The organism is Streptomyces melanogenes (assembly GCF_014649795.1).
Classification (GTDB): domain Bacteria; phylum Actinomycetota; class Actinomycetes; order Streptomycetales; family Streptomycetaceae; genus Streptomyces; species Streptomyces noboritoensis.
On the sequence record NZ_BMTS01000039.1, the window covers coordinates 19,044 to 38,091 of the forward strand.

Consider the following 19,048-nt stretch of genomic DNA (forward strand, 5'->3'; position numbering starts at 1 on the left):
GGATCACCGACCGGCCTGACGGCTCGCCTTCCCTGCCCGCCTGGCACTGACTGACCGCCCCGGCAGACGGCCCTCCGAGTCCTCGGCATTAGAGCTGCCGGGGCCTCGGAGGGCCTGGTCACGACCCTACCGACCGACGCCGACCCGCGGTGACCTCTTGCACGGAGGCGCCGGAAAAGAAGAGAGGACACCCTCGTGGCTCCCAAGGCCGCCACCCGACGCAGGCGCCAGGCCGCGCCCGCCGCGAAGCCCCGCGTAAACGGGCGTGCCAAGGCGCCGACGCCGCCCGCCTCCATCCCCGCCCAGCCCGCCGCCCCCGTGGGCATCGCGTCCGGGACCGTTGTCCTGGTGGGGTACCCGGAAGCTGACCCGGTCCTGGCCGACGCCGCCGACCGTGCCGCTGACCTCCGGGACCAGGCCGTCGACGACGTCGCCCGCATCCTCGCCGACGGCGAGAGCCGCGCGGCCGAACTGCTGGACGGCGCGCGCACCGAGGCCGCCTCGATCACCGAGGCGGCCATCGCCGACCAGGCCCGCATCCTGTCCGGCGCTCAGCACGATGCCGATCAGGTTCGTACGGAGGCTGCGACCACGGCGGCCGCCAACGCCGACCAGGTCCGCGCTGCCGCCGAAGCAGGGGCGCAGCAGCTGCTCGCCGACGTACGCCGGGAGGCCGACACCGTCACGGCGACGGCGGCCAGCGAGGCCGACCAGGTCCTCGCCGACGCCCGCTGTCAGGCGGAAGAGGTCGCCACCACGGCGGCCGCGAAGGCGGGGGAGATCCGGACCGAGGCCAGGCAGGCCGCCGCGAAGATCCTTGCTGACGCGGCGACCGCGCGCTCCGAGCTGCTGGCCAGCGCGGAGCGCACCACGGCTGAGACCCGCACCCGCGCCATCACCGACGCCGAACAGCTCCTGGAGCGGGCGCGTGGCGAGGCTGAGCGGATGCGTGAGCGCGCGGACGGCCAGGCCGCGCTGGTGCGGGCCGGGGCGGAGAAAACGGCCGCCGGCCTTCGGCAGGACGCCGACCGCGCTCTGGCCGATGCCCGCAGGTCCGCTGAGGAGCTGCGGGCTGCCGTCGGCACGGACGTTGCCCGGCTGCGTGAGCGCGCCGAAGCCGACGCGGAGGTGGCCCGGGAGGCGGCGGCGCAGGCCACGGCCGACCAGGCCGCCGCCGCGTCGGCTCGAGCTGAGGGCGAGCGGATCCTTCAGGCGGCGACGCAGCGCACCGTGCAGCGGGCAAGGCGCCGGGAAATCCGGACCGAGTCGCGCGCCGCGCGCCGCAAGGCCCGCCGTGATGCCCGGCCTGTCGGCGGTGTGCCGCCGCTGTCCGGGCAGGAGTTGGTGGGCGTGGTCGCGATCGTCCTGGCCGCCGCAGTCGTCTCCACCCTCGGTCTGCTCTCCTCCTACACCGCGCTGGAGACCAAGGCGACGGGGTGGGGCTGGGACTGGCCGTGGCTGCTGCCGGTCGGCATCGACGTCGCGATCCCCGCGTTCACCGGCGCCAATCTGGTCCTGATCCGCACGGGCATGGAGCTGCGCTGGATCCGCTGGGTGCCGAGGGCGCTGACGGCGGTGACCGTCTACCTGAACTGGCATGCCTCGGACAGCATGTCGGGGCGTCTGGGGCACGCCGCTCTCACGCTGCTGTGGGTGGTGTTCTCGGAGATCGCCTCCCACGTGTACGCCACGAGGATCGGCGCGGTCACCGGCACGAGGCGGATGGAGACGGTGCGCCGCAGCCGCTGGCTGCTCGCCCCGATCCCCACCGCGCGGCTTCGCCGCCGGATGATCCTGTGGGAGATCACCTCCTACGAGGAGGCGCTCACCCGGCTCCAGGAGCAGACCTACCTGCGAGCGCAGCTCAAGGAGGAGTACGGCTGGCGGTGGCGGAGCAAGGCCCGGCTGGAGCAGCGGATGGCGCTCAAGCTCGGTTCCGTGCCTGCCGCGCTCGCCGACACGCTCACTCCCCAGGACGCTCACACCATCGAGCGCGTGGACGAGCGCGAGCACGCTCACCCCGACATGAGCGCGCTCACCCCGGGCGAGGTTCGCGGCGAGCGTGAGCGCCCGGCGCTCACCAGTGGCGCTCACGAGGGTGAGCGCGCCACGCAGGGCACAGACGCTCACCGAGCGGAGAGCGCTCGTACGCGCAGCGAGAGTGACGCGCTCACCGAGCGCCGTCACGCTCGTATCCGTCTGCTCTACACCGAGCTCGGGCGCCGCCCGGAGTGGACCGAGATCCGCGACGCGCTCACCGACGCAAGGCTGTCCGACACACCGGTCTCCCGACCGACCGCCCAGCGCCTGCGCGCTCAGGTCGAAGAGGCCACCCCGAGCGCGTGACCGAGCGCCCGGTGAGCGCCCCGGCGCTCACCCCCTTGTGAGATCCCCTGCCGCTCATGGTCGCCACCGCCCACGCGCTCGCCCCCTGAGCGCGGGGGCGGTGACGGCCACGGCCGGCAGGCCGGTCATCCGCGCCCGCCCCGAGCGGGGGCGCGGCCACCAGGCCCGAACCGAGCACGGCCCCGGCCCCGCTGGAACAGCCTCGGGGACACGGACCCCACACCCCTGCCCCGCCCTACCCCCCCCCCGAGACCTGGAGGTCTTTCGTATGACCGAGAACGCACGGTGGACTTCGGACCACCTGCTGAAGCCCGGTGGGACCGCCCTGTACGGAGCCCAGCAGCGCGAGCGGCTGCGGCAGATGGCCGACGAGATCAGGGCGCTGCTCAACGAGTACCGGGCTGACCTGGAGAACATCGAGATTGAGGGCGACAGGTTCTTCGAGCCCCGGATCCGCGCGTTTCTCGCGTCGCGCCCGCTGGCACGTCTCGAAAAGGACCTGCGGGACGCGGTAAACCACGCGGGAAAGCTCGACTCGGAGTTTCAGAAGCGCTTTGTCGAGCTACCGAAGAAGCGTGAGGAGAAGGCGGAGGAGAAGCAGCTGGAAAAGGCCAGGAAAAAGGGCCTGAACGCCGCCCGAGCGGTCAGCGCTGCCGGGCAGCTCAACGGCCTTTCGCGTGCCCTGACCGAGCCGACCGGCGACGGCAGGGGAGTCGCGAAGCAGACCGGCACGGGCGACGGCGACCACACCTTTCTGGACTACCTGGAAAAGAAGGCCTGATCCGTGCCCGCTCATCTCTCCAAGGGCCAGACCGCACGCTGGAACAAGCGCCTTGCGCAGACCACGACGAACAAGGCGCGGGCGACCGCGCTGTGGGACCTGGCCCGCCTCCTGGCCGGCACCGACGACAGGGTATGGGCCGACCTGGTCCTGCTGCTCCAGCGCTGGACGACGGAGCAGCAGGGCCAGCAGCCCTCACCGTGACGCTCCGCGCTCATCACCGCTCATCATCACCGCTTCACCCCGTGAATTCCGGGGTCGCAACATGCGCGCCTATGCGCGCGCGTGAGCCCCCCGGGTTCGTGACCCTGAGTGACTGATCGAAGGAGACGGCCGATGGCCGATGACGACGCCGGGGGGACCGTCCTCGGCTTCCCCGGCGGGCTGACGATCCCGGGGCCGGTGGGCAGCGGCCCGCCGCCGCCCGGGGCCGACGCCCCCACCCTGACCGCCCTGCCCGTGCTGGCGCCCCCGCCCTCCCTGCTGGTGGCGGGTAATTCCGACGTCGGCGGCGGGAATGCGACGACCGTCAACGCGGACCCCGGACTGCCGGACAGCCCGGAAGGGACCGGAATCGCCGCCATGTCGGTGGTGATGATGGCCGGGATTACCGTCGCCGCAATGCGCGGCGCATGGAATGTAGCCGCCTATCTGAAAGCCCGGCATGAACACCACCGGGCCATTGCGGATCAGCAGCGGGCAGCAGCGGATAAGGCCGCTATCGGTGGGGAACTGGCCCGTCAGAAAGGTCGCTTGCAGTCCGGTCCGGAATTCGGTCGCAGCACTCGCGCGGCGGGCGGAGGCGGTGGCCGGACAAATGCAGGGAAGAATTCGGTGCCAGGTATTTTCCGCTCCTCCGGCGGCTCCACGTCGCCGGGCGGATCCCGATCGAGGACGCCCAGTCCGGCCTCTGGTGGCGGCTCTGGCGGCCGTACGCCCCAACAGGGCACTGGCGGGCACAGAGGTGGCGGTGGAGGCCGCAGGAGCGGCCTGGAGTCCTCCGGGACAAAAGGCGGCGGAAATACCCCCGCCACCCGTACGAAGAACGGTTCGGGCGGTCTTTCCGGGGCCGTGCGCGACCGTGCGGCGGACCGGGTCCGCAACGGCCCCCGGCCCAAGACCCCGGTGCCGACGAACACCCGCACCCCGGGAATCCGGGACGCCGCCCTCGACCGTGCCGCCGACCGCATCCGCAACGGCCCCAAGCCCAAGACCCCGACGTCCGGCACGGACGGCAAGGGGTCCACGGGCACCAAGCCCGACCGCGGACCCCGCATCCGCGGCGCGCTGCGCCACCGGGCCGTCGGCCGGATCCTGGGCGGCAAGAAGAGCAAGGCTGATCCGCCCGCACCGGCCAGGGCGAAGGTCGACCTGACCAAGAAGCCCAAGCCCGCGGCCGGCGGCGCAGGCCGTACCGTGACGCCGAGGGTGGACCTGCGTAAGAAGGTCAACCTCCGCAAGAAGACCCGCCGGTATGGCCGGGCGAGGAGCGGCGGCTGCTTCGGCGGCACCGGGGCGCAGCCGACCGGGGCCCCGGGGACGGGCCCGAAGCCGACCGGTCCGCAGAGTTCGGGACCGGCGCCCGGAGGCGCCCGCCGCGAGAAGTGGGAGCGGGCCGGCGCCCGGCGTTCCCAGCGGGCCTCCACCGGCCCGGCCGCAGACACCGGCACCAAACCTGGTGCCGGATCTGGCACCGGGCCGGGCCCGGATGGCGGGGGCTTCGGCCCGCCGCCGGGCTGGGGCCATACCGCGGGCTACACCGTGACGATCGAGCGGGCCGACGGCGGACCGGGCTCCCAGGTACGCCGCCGCCCGGCCGGTGCCCTGACCCGTGGCCGCCCCGGGCTTCCCGCAGGAACGAGCCAAGGAGGAACCGCAGTGACCGTGCCCGTCCCGGCGAAGGCACCGAACACCCAGTACGCGGACAGTGACCTGACGATCCATGACGTCATCGACTCCGACACCGACATGGCCCAGGAGATCATGGCGGGCGTCGACGAGGCCCGCGCCGCCGCTGAGGGCTGCGACCTGATGATGACCCGCCTCGAGGCCCTCCACCAGAAGATCGTCGACCTCAAGGTGCCCGGCGTGCTGGAGGGCTGGGTGCTGATCCTGGCGGAGAAAGCGGTCAGCGTGAAGGCGAAGGCGGAGGCCCTGGCGGCCACGCTCCCCGCGGCCTCCGAGGCCATCGCCACGGCGGGCGAGAACGCGGAACGCCGCCACAAGCCGCTCGCCGACGCCGTCCGCGACGCCGGCCACACCGCACCCGCCGAACGCGACTACCACGTCGAATAGGAAGAGGAGACTCCCCCATGTCCGACATCGTCCCCGTTATCGGCGGCGCCCTGGAAAAGACCGGCGCGGTGATCGTCGGCGCGGTCCGCTTCGGCATCGTCGTGGCGCAGCTGACCGCCGCCAGCGCCACCATGATGGGCCTGTCCTACCAGGTCCGCAGCACCTTCCGGTACGTGGAGGACTGCGCGACGTCGGTCGGCCGGCTCGCCGACCAGGCGGCGGCGCTCCAGGTCGACCAGTCGACCGTCAACGAGCACCGTGAGGCCTCCACCGTGATGCGGTCCTGCCTGGCGGAGGCGGAGGCCATGGCGGTGGAGTGCGAGGAGATGTCCACGCTCTTCCACGAGACCGCCGATGCGCACATCGCCGACTATGGCTCGGTCGCGGACGCCGCGAACAACATGCCCGACGGCATCGAGATGGCCGACCGGCAGTTCTACAGCAACCGCTGACCCGCCCCACTCCCCCAGTACCGCACGAAGGGCGGCGAACCCACGACGGGTTCGCCGCCCTTCCCCATACCCCGGAACGGAGAGCCCACCGATGATCCGCCTCGGTCCCCTGCGCGGACGCTTCGCCCTGGCCCGCAACGCCCTTGGCCGCGCCGCGACCGTGGCCGGCACCGTCGCGCTCGCCACCGGCACGTTCACCCACGACGTCTACGGCCCCACGGTGCTCGCCGCCCTCGGCTGCTCCGCCTGGGGCGCCCTGTGGTCGGCGACCCTGCCGCGCAACGCGGTGGGCAACACCGCCATGGGCCTGTACCTGTCCCCGTCGGCGTCGATGGCCGTGCTGCTCACCGTGCAGCGCATCGTGCCCGGCATCGACTGGTACTGGCAGTGGCTCGCGGACGCCGGCTGGAGCGCCATGGTGCTGTACGTGCGCCCGGCCCGCATGGCCCGCGTCCTGGCCGGCCGCGAGAAATCGCTGACCCCCGAGGCCATCGAGCAGGCCCAGGAGCTCCTGGCCACCGACACCGTCCACGCCGCCCCGCAGCACCCGATGGCCGCGTACTGGGCGACCCACGTCGCCATCGAGGGCGGCGCGGCCCCCAACACCGTGCTGGAGCAGATCGAACGCACCGGTGAGGAGTCGATGACCGCCGTCATCCGCTCCACCCTCCCCGGCAAGCCGGTCCCCAAGATCGACCTGCTGGAACTGTCCGCCGCCATCAACTGGCCCGAGGACGACATCCACATCAACCCGGTACCGCGGCAGGGCGCCGGGGTCCGGCGCCTCACTGTCGGCCAGGCCCCCGAGCAGGCCATGGACATCTACACCGCCTGGGAGAAGCTCATCGCCCCCAAGGGCATGCCCTCCACCGTCATCACCGCGATCCGCACCGTCGACATCCCCGACGAAGAGACCAAGGAGCTCCCCGCATGAGCAAGATCTACGAGCTGACCGTGGAAGCATGCGAGCCCGGCGACATCATCACCTACCACCCGATGAGACTCGCCGCGGCGCTGCGCATCAAGGACGTCAACCGCCTCGCGGTGGAGACGAACCTCATGGGCGACAAGGCGCTGGTAACCATCTACCCCCACGACCCGCTCGCCCGCGTCATCCCCAACCACCCGCAGATGCTGGTCATGGACGACCGCGGCCGCATCTGGATCGGCCGCTACCACAACGGCCGCCCCTCCCTGCTGCGCCTGTACGACCCTCAGTCCGGCTCCGCGCAGCGCCTGCTGCTGTTCGGCACCACCGGCGCGGGCAAGTCGACCGCCGGGCAGATCATCCTCGCCGCGATGAAGCGGTCCGGCATCGCCGTGCTGTACGCCGACCTCAAGGGCGGCCAGTCCGCACCGGAAGCGTTCGGCCAGAGCGGGCACGGCTCGGACGGCAACGTCGCCTGGCGCGTCACCACCCAGGAAGGCACCATGGCGCAGCTGCGCACCACGTGGCTGACGATGATGGACCGCCAGGAGCGCTACTCCCGGATGGGCCGCTCCAAGTTCCTGCGCGACCGGCCCGACCCGCTGATCTACCAGATCGTCGACGAGGCCAACCGCCTGTTGGAGCGGGGCGCTCCCTACCGGGACGAAGCCACCTTCTACATCAAGGACATCGGCCGCACCGGCCGCTCCCTCGGCATCGGCATCGGCCTGTTCGCCCAGGCCGGCCACCTCGAGGAGATGGGCGGCTCCGACACACTGCGAGCCATGCTCAAGGAAGGCGAAGTCGTGTTGCTTCGCTGGACCAGCTCGATGATGAAGCAACTGGTCACCGACGGTCTGCTGCCCACCGGAATGGTCCTCGCCCCGATCCCCAAGTACGCGGGCGAAGCCGACCTCGTCTCGCAGTTCGACGAAGAGCAACAAGACGACGACCTGCCCGGCACCCAGGGCACCGCGTACAACGTCAACGGCCGCTACCCCAGCTCCAAGATGCGGTTCTGGAGCATCGGCTCCCACATCCCCACCGAGGGCCTGGACCCGATGGTGCTGGATCTGTACGGACCTGGCGCACCGCCCGAGATCGAGCAGGTCGCCTGGGATCTCATCGGTGATGCCTACGGTCGGCGTCTGGACGGCATGGCGGCGTACCGGGCCGTCTTCCCCGAGCCCGACGAAGACGAAGAGGGCGAAGACGGCGGGGGCAAGAAGAACGGCTCCGGTGGCAGCCGGGCCGCTTCCCCGGTCCCGGCCGCAGTGCCCAAGCCCCGCGCGCGCACGCTACGCGACCGCATCCAGGCCGTACTGGACGCGCACGACGACCCGCTGGATGCGCTCCAGATCCTGGAACTCGTCAACGCCGACGGCGGCCGCGCGGTCAAGCTCGGCAGCGTCCGCAACACCCTGACCGCGATCAGGAACTAACCCCACCTCCCCCGCCTCCGGCCGGGCTGACCCCGTATCCCGGGCGGCCGCCCGCCTTCCCGAAGGAGTTCACCACTGTGGCGCTGACCGTCTCCCTGGTCCTGTTCGCCGGAGTCATCGTGCTGGTCCTGCTGCGCACTGGCTACCTGCGGCTGTGGCCCGCCCTCGCCGCTGTCCTGTTCGGCTTCACCCTCGCCTCCACCGGCATGGCCCCCGCCATCACCAGCACGATCAGCAGCGTCACCGGATGGATCAGCAGCTTCGGATGACCCAAACGTGAAGCCGCCGGAAGCAGCCCGCCCTGGCTCCCCTCGCGCCCTCCCCGCCTCTACGGCAGTCAGGGCGCACCCGTCCCGAACGGAGAACACCATGGACTTCCATCCCACCGGCCGCCCGATGTCCGACTCCGAGGCCGCCGCCGAAGCCAAGCGGATCTTCGACGCGAACTTCCGGCACGAGCAGCCGGTACGCCAGTTCCCGACGTCGTTCCGCGACGACTCCCCCGTGCCCGCCTACGGCGACACCCCGCCCGTCAAGCAGGACGACAAACGCATCGTGCCCGCCTGGGCGGCCGGGATCGCCGTCGCCTCCATCGGCGTCGGCGCCGGGTCCGTCGGCCTCGGCTGCTGCGCCTGGCTGGTCCTGAAAGGGCTCGCCTCAGTCACCTTGACCGGGGTCTTGATGGTCACCCTGCCGCTCGCCGGCGCCGCGATGCTCGCCACCGCCATCGGCGGCGCGATCAGCCGCGCCCGCTCCGCAGTGGCCACAACCATCTACGAAGCCCCGGTCACCCACCACACCCAGATCACCAACAACAGCAGCACGCGCGGGATGTTCTTCGCCCGCACCCGCAACGACATCCACCGCTGACCCGGACGCCCTGCGTCGTACTCGAACCCCGCCCACGCGGCCGGGAGTCGAGTACGGGGCAGGCCGCCCGCAGCAGCGCCCGGTCAGTCGTCGTCCAGATAAATCAGCAGGCGGCCGTACTCATCGACCTCCGCCTCGTAGATCACCCCGCCGACGACCGCGTGGTCGACGACCACCTCGTAGTCCTCTTCGTCGTCGATCCACAGCACGCCGTTGTCGTCTGTGAACGCCGGATAGATCACCCCGTCGGCGATCACCGAGTCGAACTCCACGCTCATCGCGCCCCCTCGCTGCCTTCCCGGCCCTGCCGCCCCAGCCTGACGCACCACCAGGCCCCGGCAACAGAGCCCTTCCCATCCCTGCGCCGCCTCACCACCCCTCGAAGGAGAAGCCGACCGTGGCTGACCACAACGACCGCCCACAGCTCCCCGACCGGAACCAAGAACCCCAGCCCACCGACCAGACCGATCAGGATCCCGACTCCACGGTGGTTCCGCATCCGATCGAAGAGCAGGAAGCCCGACGGGCCGCCCTGCGCGCGTGGTGGGACGACGCCTGGAGCAGCCCCGACGGTGTTCTGTACCGGCGCTGGGAGGACCTGCGCCAGGCCCCCGAGCTCGGCTGGCACCAGATGGCGAACTGGGTCAAGGCGCTCCTGGCCGTCGCCACCCTCTCCCTCGTCCTTCTGCTCCTGGACAGCGCAGCCACAGTCCTCGCCGACGAGGTCCACCGGCTGCTGACCGCCGCACCCACGGTGCAGATCGGCACCGACGCCTCCACCGGCGTATGGGCAGTCGTCGACCAGCCGATCCGCTCCTACATCGCCCAGCACTCCACCGGCCTCACCGTCAGCGGCTCCACCATCTACACCCTCTGGCAAGTCGCCGGCCTGACCGGTCTGATCGGCGGGTTCTTGCGCAGCACTGCCGCCCGCCTCCTGTGGGTGGCATGGGGCGCCGGAAGCGCCGCCATGATCTGGTCGGCCGCTCCCGCCGACGGCCGCACACTCGCCACTGGGATCGCCGTCCTCGCCTGGAGCATCGCCTCCGTATTCGCGCTGCGGGGACTGAGCCTGCGCCCGGTCATCGTCACCCACATTCACAACCCGGCCCCCGCGTTCCGGCCCGAAGCCAAGGCCGAGATCCACCTCCCGGCCCAGAGCCCGCAGGGCAACGACAGCCCCGACAACGTCCGCCAGTTCCAACAGCGCTGACATCCCGTCGGCCCGCCTGGCCCTCGAACGCCGCCGCGCGCCCGAGGGCTTCACCGGCAGACCGGCCTGCGCACCACCCCCAACACCGCTGATCCGCAAGGAGAGACGTCATGCCACAGACCACCCCGCCGCAGCCGGTTCAGGGATGGTTCATACCCGCACCGCCCACCGCCGCCTCGAAGCCGGCGATGCCGCTCCTGCTGCGCCTGGTACTGATCGCCGCGGTCATCCTCGCCGTCGTCCTTGCCTCCCACGCCAGTGCGGACAGGCAGGCCGACACTCCGCCCCAGGGCCCGCCAACCACCACGGTGGCCCCCAACACGCCGTAGCCGTGGACTACCAGCCGCACAGCACCCCCGTGCCCCGCCGGACGGCCACACCGCCGGCGGGGCGCCGCCGTCTCTGCCCCGATCTGCGGAAGGAATCGCCCGTGCTCATCGCCTGCCCGCGCCGCCGGATCGGCCGTCCCCGTCCCTTCCGCCCCGGCCCCCGCTACCCGCAGCGCCCGTCCCGGCTTCCCGGTACCTGGAGCAGGTGATGCCCCGCTCCCACAGGAGGCGCCGCCGTGAGGTGAAGCGGGTGGCGCGTAGCACCGCGATGCTGCCCGAGTACGACCGTGGCGCGGTCCCCGATGGTTTGGTCACCCGACGCCAGTTACGCGACTTGGGCCTGAGCCCGGGCGGCAACGACGGGCCGGTCGCGGTCCTGCGCTGCAAGTGGTGTTCCTACCGGCCGCAGTGGTCGTGCACCCACCCCACCCGGGGCTTCCTGCTCCGCGTCGACCTGGCGAAGCCCAAGCGGACACCGACGCTCGCTCAGGAGCGGGCCTTGGACCAGGCGATGGCCGCTAGGCAGACCTGCTCCGGCTGCGGGAGGCGTTTTTACAGCTGCCTCTCCAAGAAGCTCGGGTGCTGCCTGGAGTGCCACGACGGCACACCGGTGGACCCCAGCAGCTACATCACGCCCCCGGCCAAGCACTCGCTGGCCGCCTGATCAGCGAACCTCCCGAAGGAGAAGCCACCGTGGCCCTGTTCACCCATACCGCCCCGGCTCCCGAGACATGGACGCCGCAGGGCACGCTCGTCTGCCAGCGCTTCCGGGCGCTGGAAGGCGCGACCGTCCTCGTCTACACCGCCGACAGTGACCAGAGCCCCGCGCGCTACGCCACCGCCTGTCTGGGCTGCACCCACCGCGCGGACCGCAACGCCTTGGGCAACGTGATGGTGGAGCGGGATGCCGCCCAGGCCGCCAACGTCCACGCGGCCGTCTGCAGGGCGCTGCCGCGCGGCGTGCCCGCGCGGCCCACCGACAGCGAGGCCGCGAAGATGATCCGCACCCGGCTGTGGGCCCGCCGCTACCGCGCGGCTCCGCACCTGGTGCGCCTGTCCGACTTCATGGCGCTGCGCGTCGACCTCCAGCGCCCCACCGACTGGATCAAGGCGCTGCTGAGCGACATCGCGCAGGCCCACCCGGACTTTCTCGCCGTGACGCCCGCTCCCTCGGGGCAGGGCGTCCGTTTCACTGTCCAGCCCTTCGACCGGTCCTGACGCCGTGCGCGCGCGAACTGCCTTACTGTTAGCGGCCGCTGTGCCCGTCACGGTCGCGGCGGCCGCCGTCGTCCTCAAGGCCGGCCACTGGCGGCTTTCCGCAGACCGGTACCGCATCGAGCTCACCTCGCAGCCCCGCCACCACTGCCCCCAGTGCCGCGGTGCTGGCGGCTGGTGGGTGGGCGGCGCGAACCCGGAGATGGAGGCGTGCGGCTGCTGGGCGTACCGGCCACAGCTGCGTCTTCGGCTTCTGCCGCGGCCCAAGGCCGCCGACGAACCCCCCTTCTGACCGAGCTCCGCCCCGGCTGTCACAGCCGGGGCGGAGCTCGCATCACGGGCAGGCCGCAGCATCGGCAAAGAGTCGGCTGCCCCGCTTCCTTCACCCATAGCGAGATCAGGAGAACCCAGCATGCAGCATCGTCCCGCCACCTTCGCGGCCCTGCTCGGACTGACCCGCGCCGCCAGCGCGGTCGGCGACTTCTGGGTGCAGAACGATTTCTGCGCCCGTGTGAAAGGCGCTTCCGACCAGTACCCGGTCACCTACGAGGACCCGGACACGAAGGCGAAGACCGTCCACGGCACGGCCGATGGCCGCAAGGCGTGCCTGCACCACTGCCTCACCTACACAGTCACCCAGGCCGTCGCCGTCGGCATCGGCGCCCGCTTCCTGGGCATCCGGCTGCACCCCGGTGCGGCCGCGGCCGCACTCGCCATCTCCGGGATCACCCACTACGCCGCCGACCGGCGGGTGCCCGGGGGCGTCCTTGAAACACTCGCCTCGAAGACGGGCAAGGGCGCCTTCTTCGCACTCACCGACCACGGCATCAACGGCGCCTACTGCCTGGATGCTGCCTGGCACCACGCCTGGGAGACGTTTGCCGCGCTCATCGCGACTACGAAGGCCACCCCACGCTGAGCTGCTCCGGCCGGCTTACTTCGGCCCCGCCCCACGTGTCAGCCGTGTGGGGCGGGGCCGGCGGAAACCGCCCGGCCACCCGGCCAGGCACCGACCCTTCCCAGGAGGATTACATGCCCCTCGCCCGCCGCTCCCTGATGGAGGCCGCCGCCGCCCGCTTCGGCTGGCGCCGCGCCTACGGCGACACCCCCCAGGTCGACGCCTTGCTCACCGAGCAGACCGAGACCGCGTACACCGAGTCTGCCGACCATGCGGCTCTGGCCACCGCGAAGAACGGCGACGCCTTGCATGTACAGCCGGGCGTCCTGGACGTTCGCGGCCGCGTTCTCGCCGATGTCCTGTTCCTCGAGGGCGTCCTGACCGGTGCTCGCGCCCGGGGCCTGGCCCCGAGCTCATCGAGCGCCTGGAGGATGCCGTCGACCATGGCCACGAGCTGACCGTGCTGCTCGCGGACACCGTCCGCACCACGGCCGCCATCCACGCGGCTGGCCGCTGAGCGCCCGGGGCGGCCGCAGGCATACGAACCCGGCCGCCCCGGAGCAGTCCCTCCCCTTTACAGAACGCATGACGCACTGCCCGTTCAGCCCTGGCCGCTCGGGCCGGGGCTCCGCTCCGAGATCAGGTGGCACCTCTTGAGCACCGACACCACCGACGAGACGATCCGCTACACCGCCGACGTCGTCCTGTTCGCCGCCGGGCACGTCCTGCTGATCGAGCGGGGCTGGGACCCATTCAAGAGCCGGTGGGCCCTGCCCGGCGGCCACGTGAACACCGGGGAGACCAGCCTGAACGCCTCCGCACGCGAGCTGGAGGAGGAGACCGGCATCACCGTCCCGGCCACCCACCTCCGGCAGGTGGGCGCCTTCGACGCCCCCGGCCGTGACCCGCGCGACCGGTACGTCAGCGTCGCCTACACCGCCACCCTGCCCACCCTGGTCCAGCCGACGGCCGGGGACGACGCCACCGCCGCCCGCTGGTGGCCCCTGGACGCGCTCCCGGACCTCGCGTTCGATCACGCCGAGATCGTTGCGGGCGCCGCGAACCGCTGATCCACACCCGCGCAGACGCGGCGTTTCTCCGTGCCGTCCTGGCCTTCCCAGCCGGGGCGGTCGCGGTGTTCCGCCACGACCAGCGAGAGGAAGGAGAGGCCGTCATGTGGCACTTGGAGTTTTACGAGGTCGACGTCCCGATACACGACACCAGCCGGGCGCAGCACGGTGTGCACGTCTTCACCGGCAAGGCGTCCTCGGTCGAGGAGGCCCTGGACCGCGCCCGCCAGGCATACGACGCGGCGTTCGCCGCGCGGCAGGCCGGACTCGAGGTCCCCGGGCAGCAGGACGGCGGCTGGGGAGCGTGCGGGGTCCGCGATGGTTGGGAGCTGGACTGGGCGGCGGCCAACGCCGGCCCCTGGTCCACCCCGGACAGCTCGACTCGCAAGAAGCCGTACGAACTGTAGATACGCCCCGAGGCAGGCGCAAAGGCCTGGTAACCAACCGCCTGCCTCGGGCCACCCATCCCGTACGAGACGAGAGGGAGCCCTCAGTATGGCCTCCACCGTGCGCTTACATGCCCCGTTAGGGCAACGCGCTCTGCTCATCACGACGTTGACCGTTCCGCTGACCGGCTGGACCCTCCACGCCGTCAGCCTCCACCGGCGCCTGGCCGCCGCCCGCCGCGACCCGCTCACCGGGCTGCTCGGACGCGACGGCTACACCGCCAAGGCCCGACAGATCACCAGCCGGTACGGCGGCAACTCCCTGGTGGTCATCGTGGACTTGGACCACTTCAAGGACATCAACGACGGTCCCGGCGGTCACGCTGCCGGTGACCGCGTCCTGGCCGTCACCGCGCAGCGCCTCACCGCCTGGGCGGGCAGCCGCGGGGCGGTCGGCAGGCTCGGCGGGGACGAGTTCGCCGTCGCCGTACGGATCGCAGCCGCCCGACGCGCGCTCCGCCTCACGCAGCTGATCAGCCTGCTTGCGCAACCGGTGGAGGTCGACGGCGGCGTCCTGGTCGACGTCGCGGCGTCGATCGGCGCCGCCTCCCCCGACATCCTCGGCACGACGGACCTGAGCCTGTTGCAGCGGGCCGCCGACGCCGCGATGTACGCGGGCAAGCACACCGGCCACCCGGTCCTCGCCGGACCGCAGCACGCCACGGTGCCGTCCATCAACGGCCGCCGTGCCGGACGGCCGGGCACCAGCTCCCTGGGGTGGGCGGCATGAGCACGCCCGCGGTTTCTGACCCGGGCACCTGGATCCGGGGCATCGCGATCCGCCAGCCCTGGGCGGCCTGCATCCTCGCCGGGAAGGACGTGGAGAACCGTCCGCGCCCCTGGTCCTGGCGCGGCTGGCTGCTCCTGCACGCTGGGCTGGTCCTGGAACGTGCCCCGCTGCGCGACCCGCTGGTCGCCACCGCGATCCGCGGCCGTCAGCTGGAGGGCGGCGCGGTCATCGGCGTCGCCCGCCTCACCGACTGCCACCAGGACTCCGACGACGGCAAGCCGTGCAGCCCCTGGTCGCAGCGCGGCGCCTGGCACCTGGTCCTCACGGACGTCTACGAGCTCGCCCTCCCGATCCCCATCAGGGCCGGCGCGCTTGGACCGTGGAAGCCCAGCCAGGACCTGGTGGGCCAGGTCCGCCTCCAACTCCCCCACCTGCACGCACCGGAGGGCACCTCGTGAGCGGCAACCGCAACGGCATCCCCAACGTGTCGGCCATCATCGCCGACACTCGTATCCCCTTCCCTCACACCGAGCAGCCCCTGCGCTGCCGCACGACGCCCGACCTGTTCGCGATCGAGGACATCCACGACACGGACGAAGAACCCCGCGGCCGGGAGAAGGCACTGGCCAAGGCCACCCATGCCTGCTCCGGGTGCCCGGTTGTCACGGGCTGCCTGAAGTGGGCACTTGCCAACCCCGAGTTGACCAAGGCGGGGGTGTGGGCGGCGACCACCCTCCGCGAGCGCACGCGACTGCGCAAGCAACTCGTGGGACGCCTTGGTGATGACTGGGTGGGCGTCGTTGCCGAACAGGACCGCCGGCGCCGTGAGCGGCAGCGGGCGGCGCGCGTCCTGCCGCCGACCGTCCGCGAACTGGTCCTCGCCCGCCTGGAGCTGGAGGGCATCCCCACCCGGCCCGCACCGTACAACCGCTGGAAGGAACCGATCACCCCCGCACAGGCCGCGTCCAACCGGCGCGTGCTGGAGCTGGTCGCCAGCGGCAAGGCGGCCTGACTGTGTTCACCGACTGGACCGAGGCCCTCGAAGCCGAATCACTCCCCCTGGACCCGAGCCCGGCGCGGCAGCTCGCCGCCGCGGCCCGGGTCACTGCCCGCTACTCCCGCGACAAGGACGACATGGCGCTGCTCCTGGACGTCCTCGGGCTGCCCACCGACACCGACACCCTCACCGCCCTGCTCCCCCTCATCCCGGAAACCGGAGACGCACCCACCATGACGAACACCCCCGCCGCCCCGGCCCTGTCCGCGTTCGAGGCCATGGCGATCTCCATGCACAACAACGGCGACTCCCAGGAGGCGATCCTCGAGGCCACCGGCCTGAGCGAGACCGAACTCCGCGCCCTCATCGCCGCCCAGGCCGCCGGGCAGCAGCCGGACGACGGCGTCGACCCGCTCGCCATCGACGTCCCGGTCGTCGCGCTGCCCGTCACCAACGCGGTGCAGGAGCTGCTTGACTGGGCGGCCGCGCACCCGGCCGCCGGAGTCCGCAGCCGCGCCGCCCGCGTCACCGCCGACCTCTCCGAGTTGTCCGAGCGCCGCGACAGCGAGGCCGCGCAGCGCGAGGCGGAGGAGAAAGTCGCCAAGGCCAAGGCCGACCTGGAGAAGGCGCAGGAGGAGCTGCGCACCATGAAGGCAGGCACCCGCACCACCACCACGGTGGCCGCCGCCGCGCCCACCCCGATCCGCGCGGGCCTGGGCAGCGGCCGCACCCGGGAGGAGCTCGCCGCCGTCCGGGCGTGGGCGCGCGAGCACGGCCACCAGGTCGCCGACGCCGGGATGGTGCCCAAGCGGGTCCTGAAGGCGTACGACGCCGCACACCAGGCGCCGGTCCGGAAGGCCGGCTGACCGTGGCCGACGACGACGCGATAGCCCTGGACGGCTTCCTGGACGAGGAGAGTGTGCCCGGCGACCTGGACGGGTCGACGGCGCGGTTCCGCCTCACCGTCTCCCCCACAGACGAGCGCACGGACGAGATGATCCTGCCCTGCAGCGTCGACGACTCCGAGCTGGCCCACGCGGTCATCCACGACCTGGTCCCCGGCGACAAGCTCCGCGTCACCGGCTACCTTCGGCTGCCCCGCACGCCGGACGAGCCGATGTGGCTGGCCGTCACCACGCTCGCCGTGCTGGAGACCGCGCCGCAGTCCTCCGGCCCGGCCGCCGTCGCCACGGCCGTCCTCGAGCGGCACGGCCTGTACGTCTGCTGGTTCGAGGCGGAGGACTCCGGTGAGGTGCCGGTGTGGACCGAAGCCGGGGTTTGGGTCGGCACCGCCGGCAACCCGGGCGCGCTGGGCGAACTGATCGAGGCGTTCGAGCAGCGCCAAGCCGCCGGCGGCGAGTAGCGGAGCCGCCGTGCCCATCCGTCCCGAGCACCAGCACCACTACCCGCGCGACTGGCCCAGATCAGCGCGCGGATCGCGGGCACCCGGAGGCCGCCGGCCCGATACCGGCGGCCTCCCGGTGGTCAACCTGGCTGTGGGGCCAGAGAGGAAGAACGGTATGAGTGTGGGAAGAATCTGCCGCAGAGGCCACGTGGTGACGGGTGACAACGAGTACATCAGCCCGACCGGGAAGAGTGACTGCCGGCAGTGCATGTCGATCCGAGCGCGGACTCACCGAGCCAAGAGAGCGGAGGAAGAAGGACGCATCCTTCGGGGACCGCACGGAAAGATCGCTGATGGGCAACCCAAGAGCCAGCGGACACAGTTCCGGGAGCGAGCTCGAAGGGGAGAGACCAAGCCTCTCTTCAGGTATCCGTGGAACGACCGGTTCTTCGATGCCTGGTCGAACGATATGGCCTGGGTCTTGGGGATCATCTGGACTGATGGATACCTGTACCGAGGAAACACCGTCGAGGTCTGCTCGAAGGACCGGGAACTCGTACAGACGATCTCGGAGCTGATAGATCAGCCTGGCGGGGTGCGGACGAAGAACGCTGGCCAGCACTGGCGCATCTGCTTCTCATCGCCCCACGCAGCTGAACGGCTGCGCCAGATCGGGCTCGTCACAGCGAAGAGCTTCGTGATCGACTGGCCAGTCGGCATCCCGCCTGAGTACGAAGCAGCGTTCGTCAGGGGGCTGCTTGACGGAGACGGGACAGTGTCGTTGACGCAGAGTCGCCGGGGACAGCAGCGGCCCGATCTGCGTATCGAGCTGAACTCTGCCTCCGAGGCTCTCGCGGGTGCCTTCCACGGATGGTGTGCAGCTCACGGACTTGTCTCTCATGTCCGTGGCCGCAAGGTCTACAAGGTTGGGATCCTGCAACAAGCCTCCTTGAAGAAGCTCTATACCTTGCTGTATCCGTCGCCTGACGTTCCTCATCTCACCCGTAAGCACGTCCTGTTCGAGACCTGGCTTTCCATTCCGCGGGCCAGGGCCGGACGTCCTGCGGCTGTGCGCAGCGAGCCCGAGAGCGGGGGCACGAGCGGCTACCTGAATCAAGCCGTCTCTGATGGTCGAAGCGAGTGAGACGGGCACGGCACCACGCCACCGCTCGCTCACTCTCGCCGCTCGCACAGCCGCAGCCGGACAGCTCGGACTCCTCCCTGACGCCGAGCTCGTGCGCACCGAACCGCCCACCCCGCCGCGCCCCGCACGAGGACGCGCCCACACGACGACGCTCCACCAATTGCCCTTCCCCGAACCCGAACAGGAGAGACGACCCCCATGGCCCGCATCAGCGTGAAGATCGAGCCGCTACACCGCGACGGCACCATGTGTACCCATGCGATCAGCCCCTCTGGCAAGCCTCGCGATCCCGGATCCGGGTGCACCGGGCGCCGCGCCTACCGGGTGGTGTGCAGCGCCTGCGGACCGGTCGGCGAGCAGCACGGTCTCCGAGTCCTCGCCGAACCGGCACAGACCGCGCACCGCGACAGTCACAGGGCCGCGACCGTCCCGGCCTCCGGCTGACCCCACTCGCCCGGCTTCGGGACCAATTGGTCCCAACCGGGGCGTGCTCACCGACACCCCACCCCAGTAACACCCCACCCGAGCGCTGCGCCCTGCCTTCCGG

The 19,048-nt window shown here is 71.5% G+C and carries 26 protein-coding genes; 25 read left to right on the forward strand and 1 reads right to left on the reverse strand.

Features of this window, described 5'->3' with window-relative positions:
- Nucleotides 1-195: 195 nt before the first annotated feature.
- The 9 genes from IE252_RS39610 (at nucleotide 196) to IE252_RS39650 (ending at nucleotide 9,114) form a co-directional block, all read left to right on the forward strand.
- Nucleotides 196-2,346, forward strand: coding sequence for a DUF2637 domain-containing protein (locus IE252_RS39610; RefSeq protein ID WP_190094354.1), 2,151 nt, complete (start codon nucleotides 196-198; stop codon nucleotides 2,344-2,346).
- A 268-nt stretch (nucleotides 2,347-2,614) separates the two neighbouring features.
- On the forward strand, nucleotides 2,615-3,127 hold the full coding sequence (locus IE252_RS39615) for a hypothetical protein (protein WP_190094355.1): 513 nt from the start codon (nucleotides 2,615-2,617) through the stop codon (nucleotides 3,125-3,127).
- Between the two features lie 3 nt (nucleotides 3,128-3,130).
- Nucleotides 3,131-3,331 carry a hypothetical protein gene (locus IE252_RS39620; protein ID WP_190094356.1) on the forward strand — a complete coding sequence of 67 codons (201 nt, stop codon included), beginning with the start codon at nucleotides 3,131-3,133 and terminating at the stop codon, nucleotides 3,329-3,331.
- Nucleotides 3,332-4,198: 867 nt separating this feature from the next.
- A complete protein-coding gene (locus IE252_RS39625) occupies nucleotides 4,199-5,422 on the forward strand; it encodes a hypothetical protein (RefSeq protein WP_190094357.1) in 1,224 nt (407 codons plus the stop codon).
- A gap of 17 nt (nucleotides 5,423-5,439) precedes the next feature.
- Nucleotides 5,440-5,874 carry a hypothetical protein gene (locus IE252_RS39630; protein WP_190094358.1) on the forward strand — a complete coding sequence of 145 codons (435 nt, stop codon included), beginning with the start codon at nucleotides 5,440-5,442 and terminating at the stop codon, nucleotides 5,872-5,874.
- Nucleotides 5,875-5,965: 91 nt separating this feature from the next.
- Nucleotides 5,966-6,808 carry a hypothetical protein gene (locus IE252_RS39635; protein ID WP_190094359.1) on the forward strand — a complete coding sequence of 281 codons (843 nt, stop codon included), beginning with the start codon at nucleotides 5,966-5,968 and terminating at the stop codon, nucleotides 6,806-6,808.
- Nucleotides 6,805-8,244: a transfer protein gene (locus tag IE252_RS39640; RefSeq protein WP_190094360.1), complete on the forward strand. Its 1,440-nt coding sequence runs from the start codon at nucleotides 6,805-6,807 to the stop codon at nucleotides 8,242-8,244. The genes IE252_RS39635 and IE252_RS39640 overlap by 4 nt, the downstream gene beginning before the upstream one ends.
- Nucleotides 8,245-8,321: 77 nt before the next feature.
- Nucleotides 8,322-8,513 carry a hypothetical protein gene (locus IE252_RS39645; RefSeq protein ID WP_190094361.1) on the forward strand — a complete coding sequence of 64 codons (192 nt, stop codon included), beginning with the start codon at nucleotides 8,322-8,324 and terminating at the stop codon, nucleotides 8,511-8,513.
- A gap of 100 nt (nucleotides 8,514-8,613) precedes the next feature.
- Nucleotides 8,614-9,114 (forward strand): hypothetical protein, encoded by a 501-nt coding sequence (locus IE252_RS39650; RefSeq protein WP_190094362.1) that lies wholly within the window; start codon nucleotides 8,614-8,616, stop codon nucleotides 9,112-9,114.
- Nucleotides 9,115-9,197: 83 nt separating this feature from the next.
- Here the strand turns inward: IE252_RS39650 and IE252_RS39655 are convergent, their stop codons facing one another.
- Nucleotides 9,198-9,392 carry a hypothetical protein gene (locus IE252_RS39655; RefSeq protein ID WP_190094363.1) on the reverse strand — a complete coding sequence of 65 codons (195 nt, stop codon included), beginning with the start codon at nucleotides 9,390-9,392 and terminating at the stop codon, nucleotides 9,198-9,200.
- 119 nt (nucleotides 9,393-9,511) lie between these two features.
- On the opposite strand from IE252_RS39655, the gene IE252_RS39660 reads away from it, so the two are divergent.
- The 16 genes from IE252_RS39660 (at nucleotide 9,512) to IE252_RS39735 (ending at nucleotide 18,945) form a co-directional block, all read left to right on the forward strand.
- Entirely contained in the window at nucleotides 9,512-10,327 is an 816-nt protein-coding gene (locus IE252_RS39660; protein WP_190094364.1) for a hypothetical protein, read from the forward strand.
- A gap of 110 nt (nucleotides 10,328-10,437) precedes the next feature.
- Entirely contained in the window at nucleotides 10,438-10,656 is a 219-nt protein-coding gene (locus IE252_RS39665; RefSeq protein ID WP_190094365.1) for a hypothetical protein, read from the forward strand.
- Between the two features lie 250 nt (nucleotides 10,657-10,906).
- Nucleotides 10,907-11,320, forward strand: a complete 414-nt coding sequence (locus IE252_RS39670; protein WP_373298687.1) for an RRQRL motif-containing zinc-binding protein — start codon at nucleotides 10,907-10,909, stop codon at nucleotides 11,318-11,320.
- Between the two features lie 29 nt (nucleotides 11,321-11,349).
- Nucleotides 11,350-11,874 carry a hypothetical protein gene (locus tag IE252_RS39675; RefSeq protein WP_190094367.1) on the forward strand — a complete coding sequence of 175 codons (525 nt, stop codon included), beginning with the start codon at nucleotides 11,350-11,352 and terminating at the stop codon, nucleotides 11,872-11,874.
- A 40-nt stretch (nucleotides 11,875-11,914) separates the two neighbouring features.
- Nucleotides 11,915-12,163 carry a hypothetical protein gene (locus IE252_RS39680; RefSeq protein WP_229849108.1) on the forward strand — a complete coding sequence of 83 codons (249 nt, stop codon included), beginning with the start codon at nucleotides 11,915-11,917 and terminating at the stop codon, nucleotides 12,161-12,163.
- Nucleotides 12,164-12,283: 120 nt separating this feature from the next.
- Nucleotides 12,284-12,790, forward strand: coding sequence for a hypothetical protein (locus tag IE252_RS39685; RefSeq protein WP_190094369.1), 507 nt, complete (start codon nucleotides 12,284-12,286; stop codon nucleotides 12,788-12,790).
- A gap of 113 nt (nucleotides 12,791-12,903) precedes the next feature.
- On the forward strand, nucleotides 12,904-13,227 hold the full coding sequence (locus tag IE252_RS39690) for a hypothetical protein (protein ID WP_229849109.1): 324 nt from the start codon (nucleotides 12,904-12,906) through the stop codon (nucleotides 13,225-13,227).
- A gap of 195 nt (nucleotides 13,228-13,422) precedes the next feature.
- Complete coding sequence (locus IE252_RS39695; RefSeq protein WP_190094370.1) at nucleotides 13,423-13,839, forward strand: NUDIX domain-containing protein; 417 nt, start codon at nucleotides 13,423-13,425, stop codon at nucleotides 13,837-13,839.
- 104 nt (nucleotides 13,840-13,943) lie between these two features.
- Complete coding sequence (locus tag IE252_RS39700) at nucleotides 13,944-14,246, forward strand: hypothetical protein (RefSeq protein ID WP_190094371.1); 303 nt, start codon at nucleotides 13,944-13,946, stop codon at nucleotides 14,244-14,246.
- Nucleotides 14,247-14,334: 88 nt separating this feature from the next.
- Nucleotides 14,335-15,015: a GGDEF domain-containing protein gene (locus tag IE252_RS39705; RefSeq protein ID WP_190094372.1), complete on the forward strand. Its 681-nt coding sequence runs from the start codon at nucleotides 14,335-14,337 to the stop codon at nucleotides 15,013-15,015.
- Nucleotides 15,012-15,473, forward strand: coding sequence for an ASCH domain-containing protein (locus tag IE252_RS39710; RefSeq protein ID WP_190094373.1), 462 nt, complete (start codon nucleotides 15,012-15,014; stop codon nucleotides 15,471-15,473). Before IE252_RS39705 ends, IE252_RS39710 begins: the two co-directional genes overlap by 4 nt.
- Nucleotides 15,470-16,027 carry a WhiB family transcriptional regulator gene (locus tag IE252_RS39715; RefSeq protein WP_190094374.1) on the forward strand — a complete coding sequence of 186 codons (558 nt, stop codon included), beginning with the start codon at nucleotides 15,470-15,472 and terminating at the stop codon, nucleotides 16,025-16,027. The genes IE252_RS39710 and IE252_RS39715 overlap by 4 nt, the downstream gene beginning before the upstream one ends.
- 2 nt (nucleotides 16,028-16,029) lie before the next feature.
- Complete coding sequence (locus IE252_RS39720; protein ID WP_229849110.1) at nucleotides 16,030-16,878, forward strand: Lsr2 family DNA-binding protein; 849 nt, start codon at nucleotides 16,030-16,032, stop codon at nucleotides 16,876-16,878.
- Between the two features lie 2 nt (nucleotides 16,879-16,880).
- Complete coding sequence (locus IE252_RS39725; protein ID WP_190094375.1) at nucleotides 16,881-17,375, forward strand: hypothetical protein; 495 nt, start codon at nucleotides 16,881-16,883, stop codon at nucleotides 17,373-17,375.
- Nucleotides 17,376-17,838: 463 nt separating this feature from the next.
- Nucleotides 17,839-18,501, forward strand: a complete 663-nt coding sequence (locus tag IE252_RS39730) for an LAGLIDADG family homing endonuclease (protein ID WP_190094376.1) — start codon at nucleotides 17,839-17,841, stop codon at nucleotides 18,499-18,501.
- A 198-nt stretch (nucleotides 18,502-18,699) separates the two neighbouring features.
- Nucleotides 18,700-18,945: a hypothetical protein gene (locus IE252_RS39735; protein WP_190094377.1), complete on the forward strand. Its 246-nt coding sequence runs from the start codon at nucleotides 18,700-18,702 to the stop codon at nucleotides 18,943-18,945.
- The last annotated feature ends 103 nt before the right edge of the window (nucleotides 18,946-19,048 follow it).

What these genes read in the sequence shown, in the direction of transcription:
- IE252_RS39615 (WP_190094355.1), top strand. Translation starts at nt 2,615, where the DNA reads ATGACCGAGAACGCACGGTGGACTTCGGACCACCTGCTGAAGCCCGGT.
- IE252_RS39630 (WP_190094358.1), top strand. Translation starts at nt 5,440, where the DNA reads ATGTCCGACATCGTCCCCGTTATCGGCGGCGCCCTGGAAAAGACCGGC.
- IE252_RS39635 (WP_190094359.1), top strand. Translation starts at nt 5,966, where the DNA reads ATGATCCGCCTCGGTCCCCTGCGCGGACGCTTCGCCCTGGCCCGCAAC.
- IE252_RS39640 (WP_190094360.1), top strand. Translation starts at nt 6,805, where the DNA reads ATGAGCAAGATCTACGAGCTGACCGTGGAAGCATGCGAGCCCGGCGAC.
- IE252_RS39650 (WP_190094362.1), top strand. Translation starts at nt 8,614, where the DNA reads ATGGACTTCCATCCCACCGGCCGCCCGATGTCCGACTCCGAGGCCGCC.
- IE252_RS39655 (WP_190094363.1), bottom strand. Translation starts at nt 9,392, where the DNA reads ATGAGCGTGGAGTTCGACTCGGTGATCGCCGACGGGGTGATCTATCCG.
- IE252_RS39665 (WP_190094365.1), top strand. Translation starts at nt 10,438, where the DNA reads ATGCCACAGACCACCCCGCCGCAGCCGGTTCAGGGATGGTTCATACCC.
- IE252_RS39685 (WP_190094369.1), top strand. Translation starts at nt 12,284, where the DNA reads ATGCAGCATCGTCCCGCCACCTTCGCGGCCCTGCTCGGACTGACCCGC.
- IE252_RS39690 (WP_229849109.1), top strand. Translation starts at nt 12,904, where the DNA reads ATGCCCCTCGCCCGCCGCTCCCTGATGGAGGCCGCCGCCGCCCGCTTC.
- IE252_RS39700 (WP_190094371.1), top strand. Translation starts at nt 13,944, where the DNA reads ATGTGGCACTTGGAGTTTTACGAGGTCGACGTCCCGATACACGACACC.
- IE252_RS39705 (WP_190094372.1), top strand. Translation starts at nt 14,335, where the DNA reads ATGGCCTCCACCGTGCGCTTACATGCCCCGTTAGGGCAACGCGCTCTG.
- IE252_RS39710 (WP_190094373.1), top strand. Translation starts at nt 15,012, where the DNA reads ATGAGCACGCCCGCGGTTTCTGACCCGGGCACCTGGATCCGGGGCATC.
- IE252_RS39735 (WP_190094377.1), top strand. Translation starts at nt 18,700, where the DNA reads ATGGCCCGCATCAGCGTGAAGATCGAGCCGCTACACCGCGACGGCACC.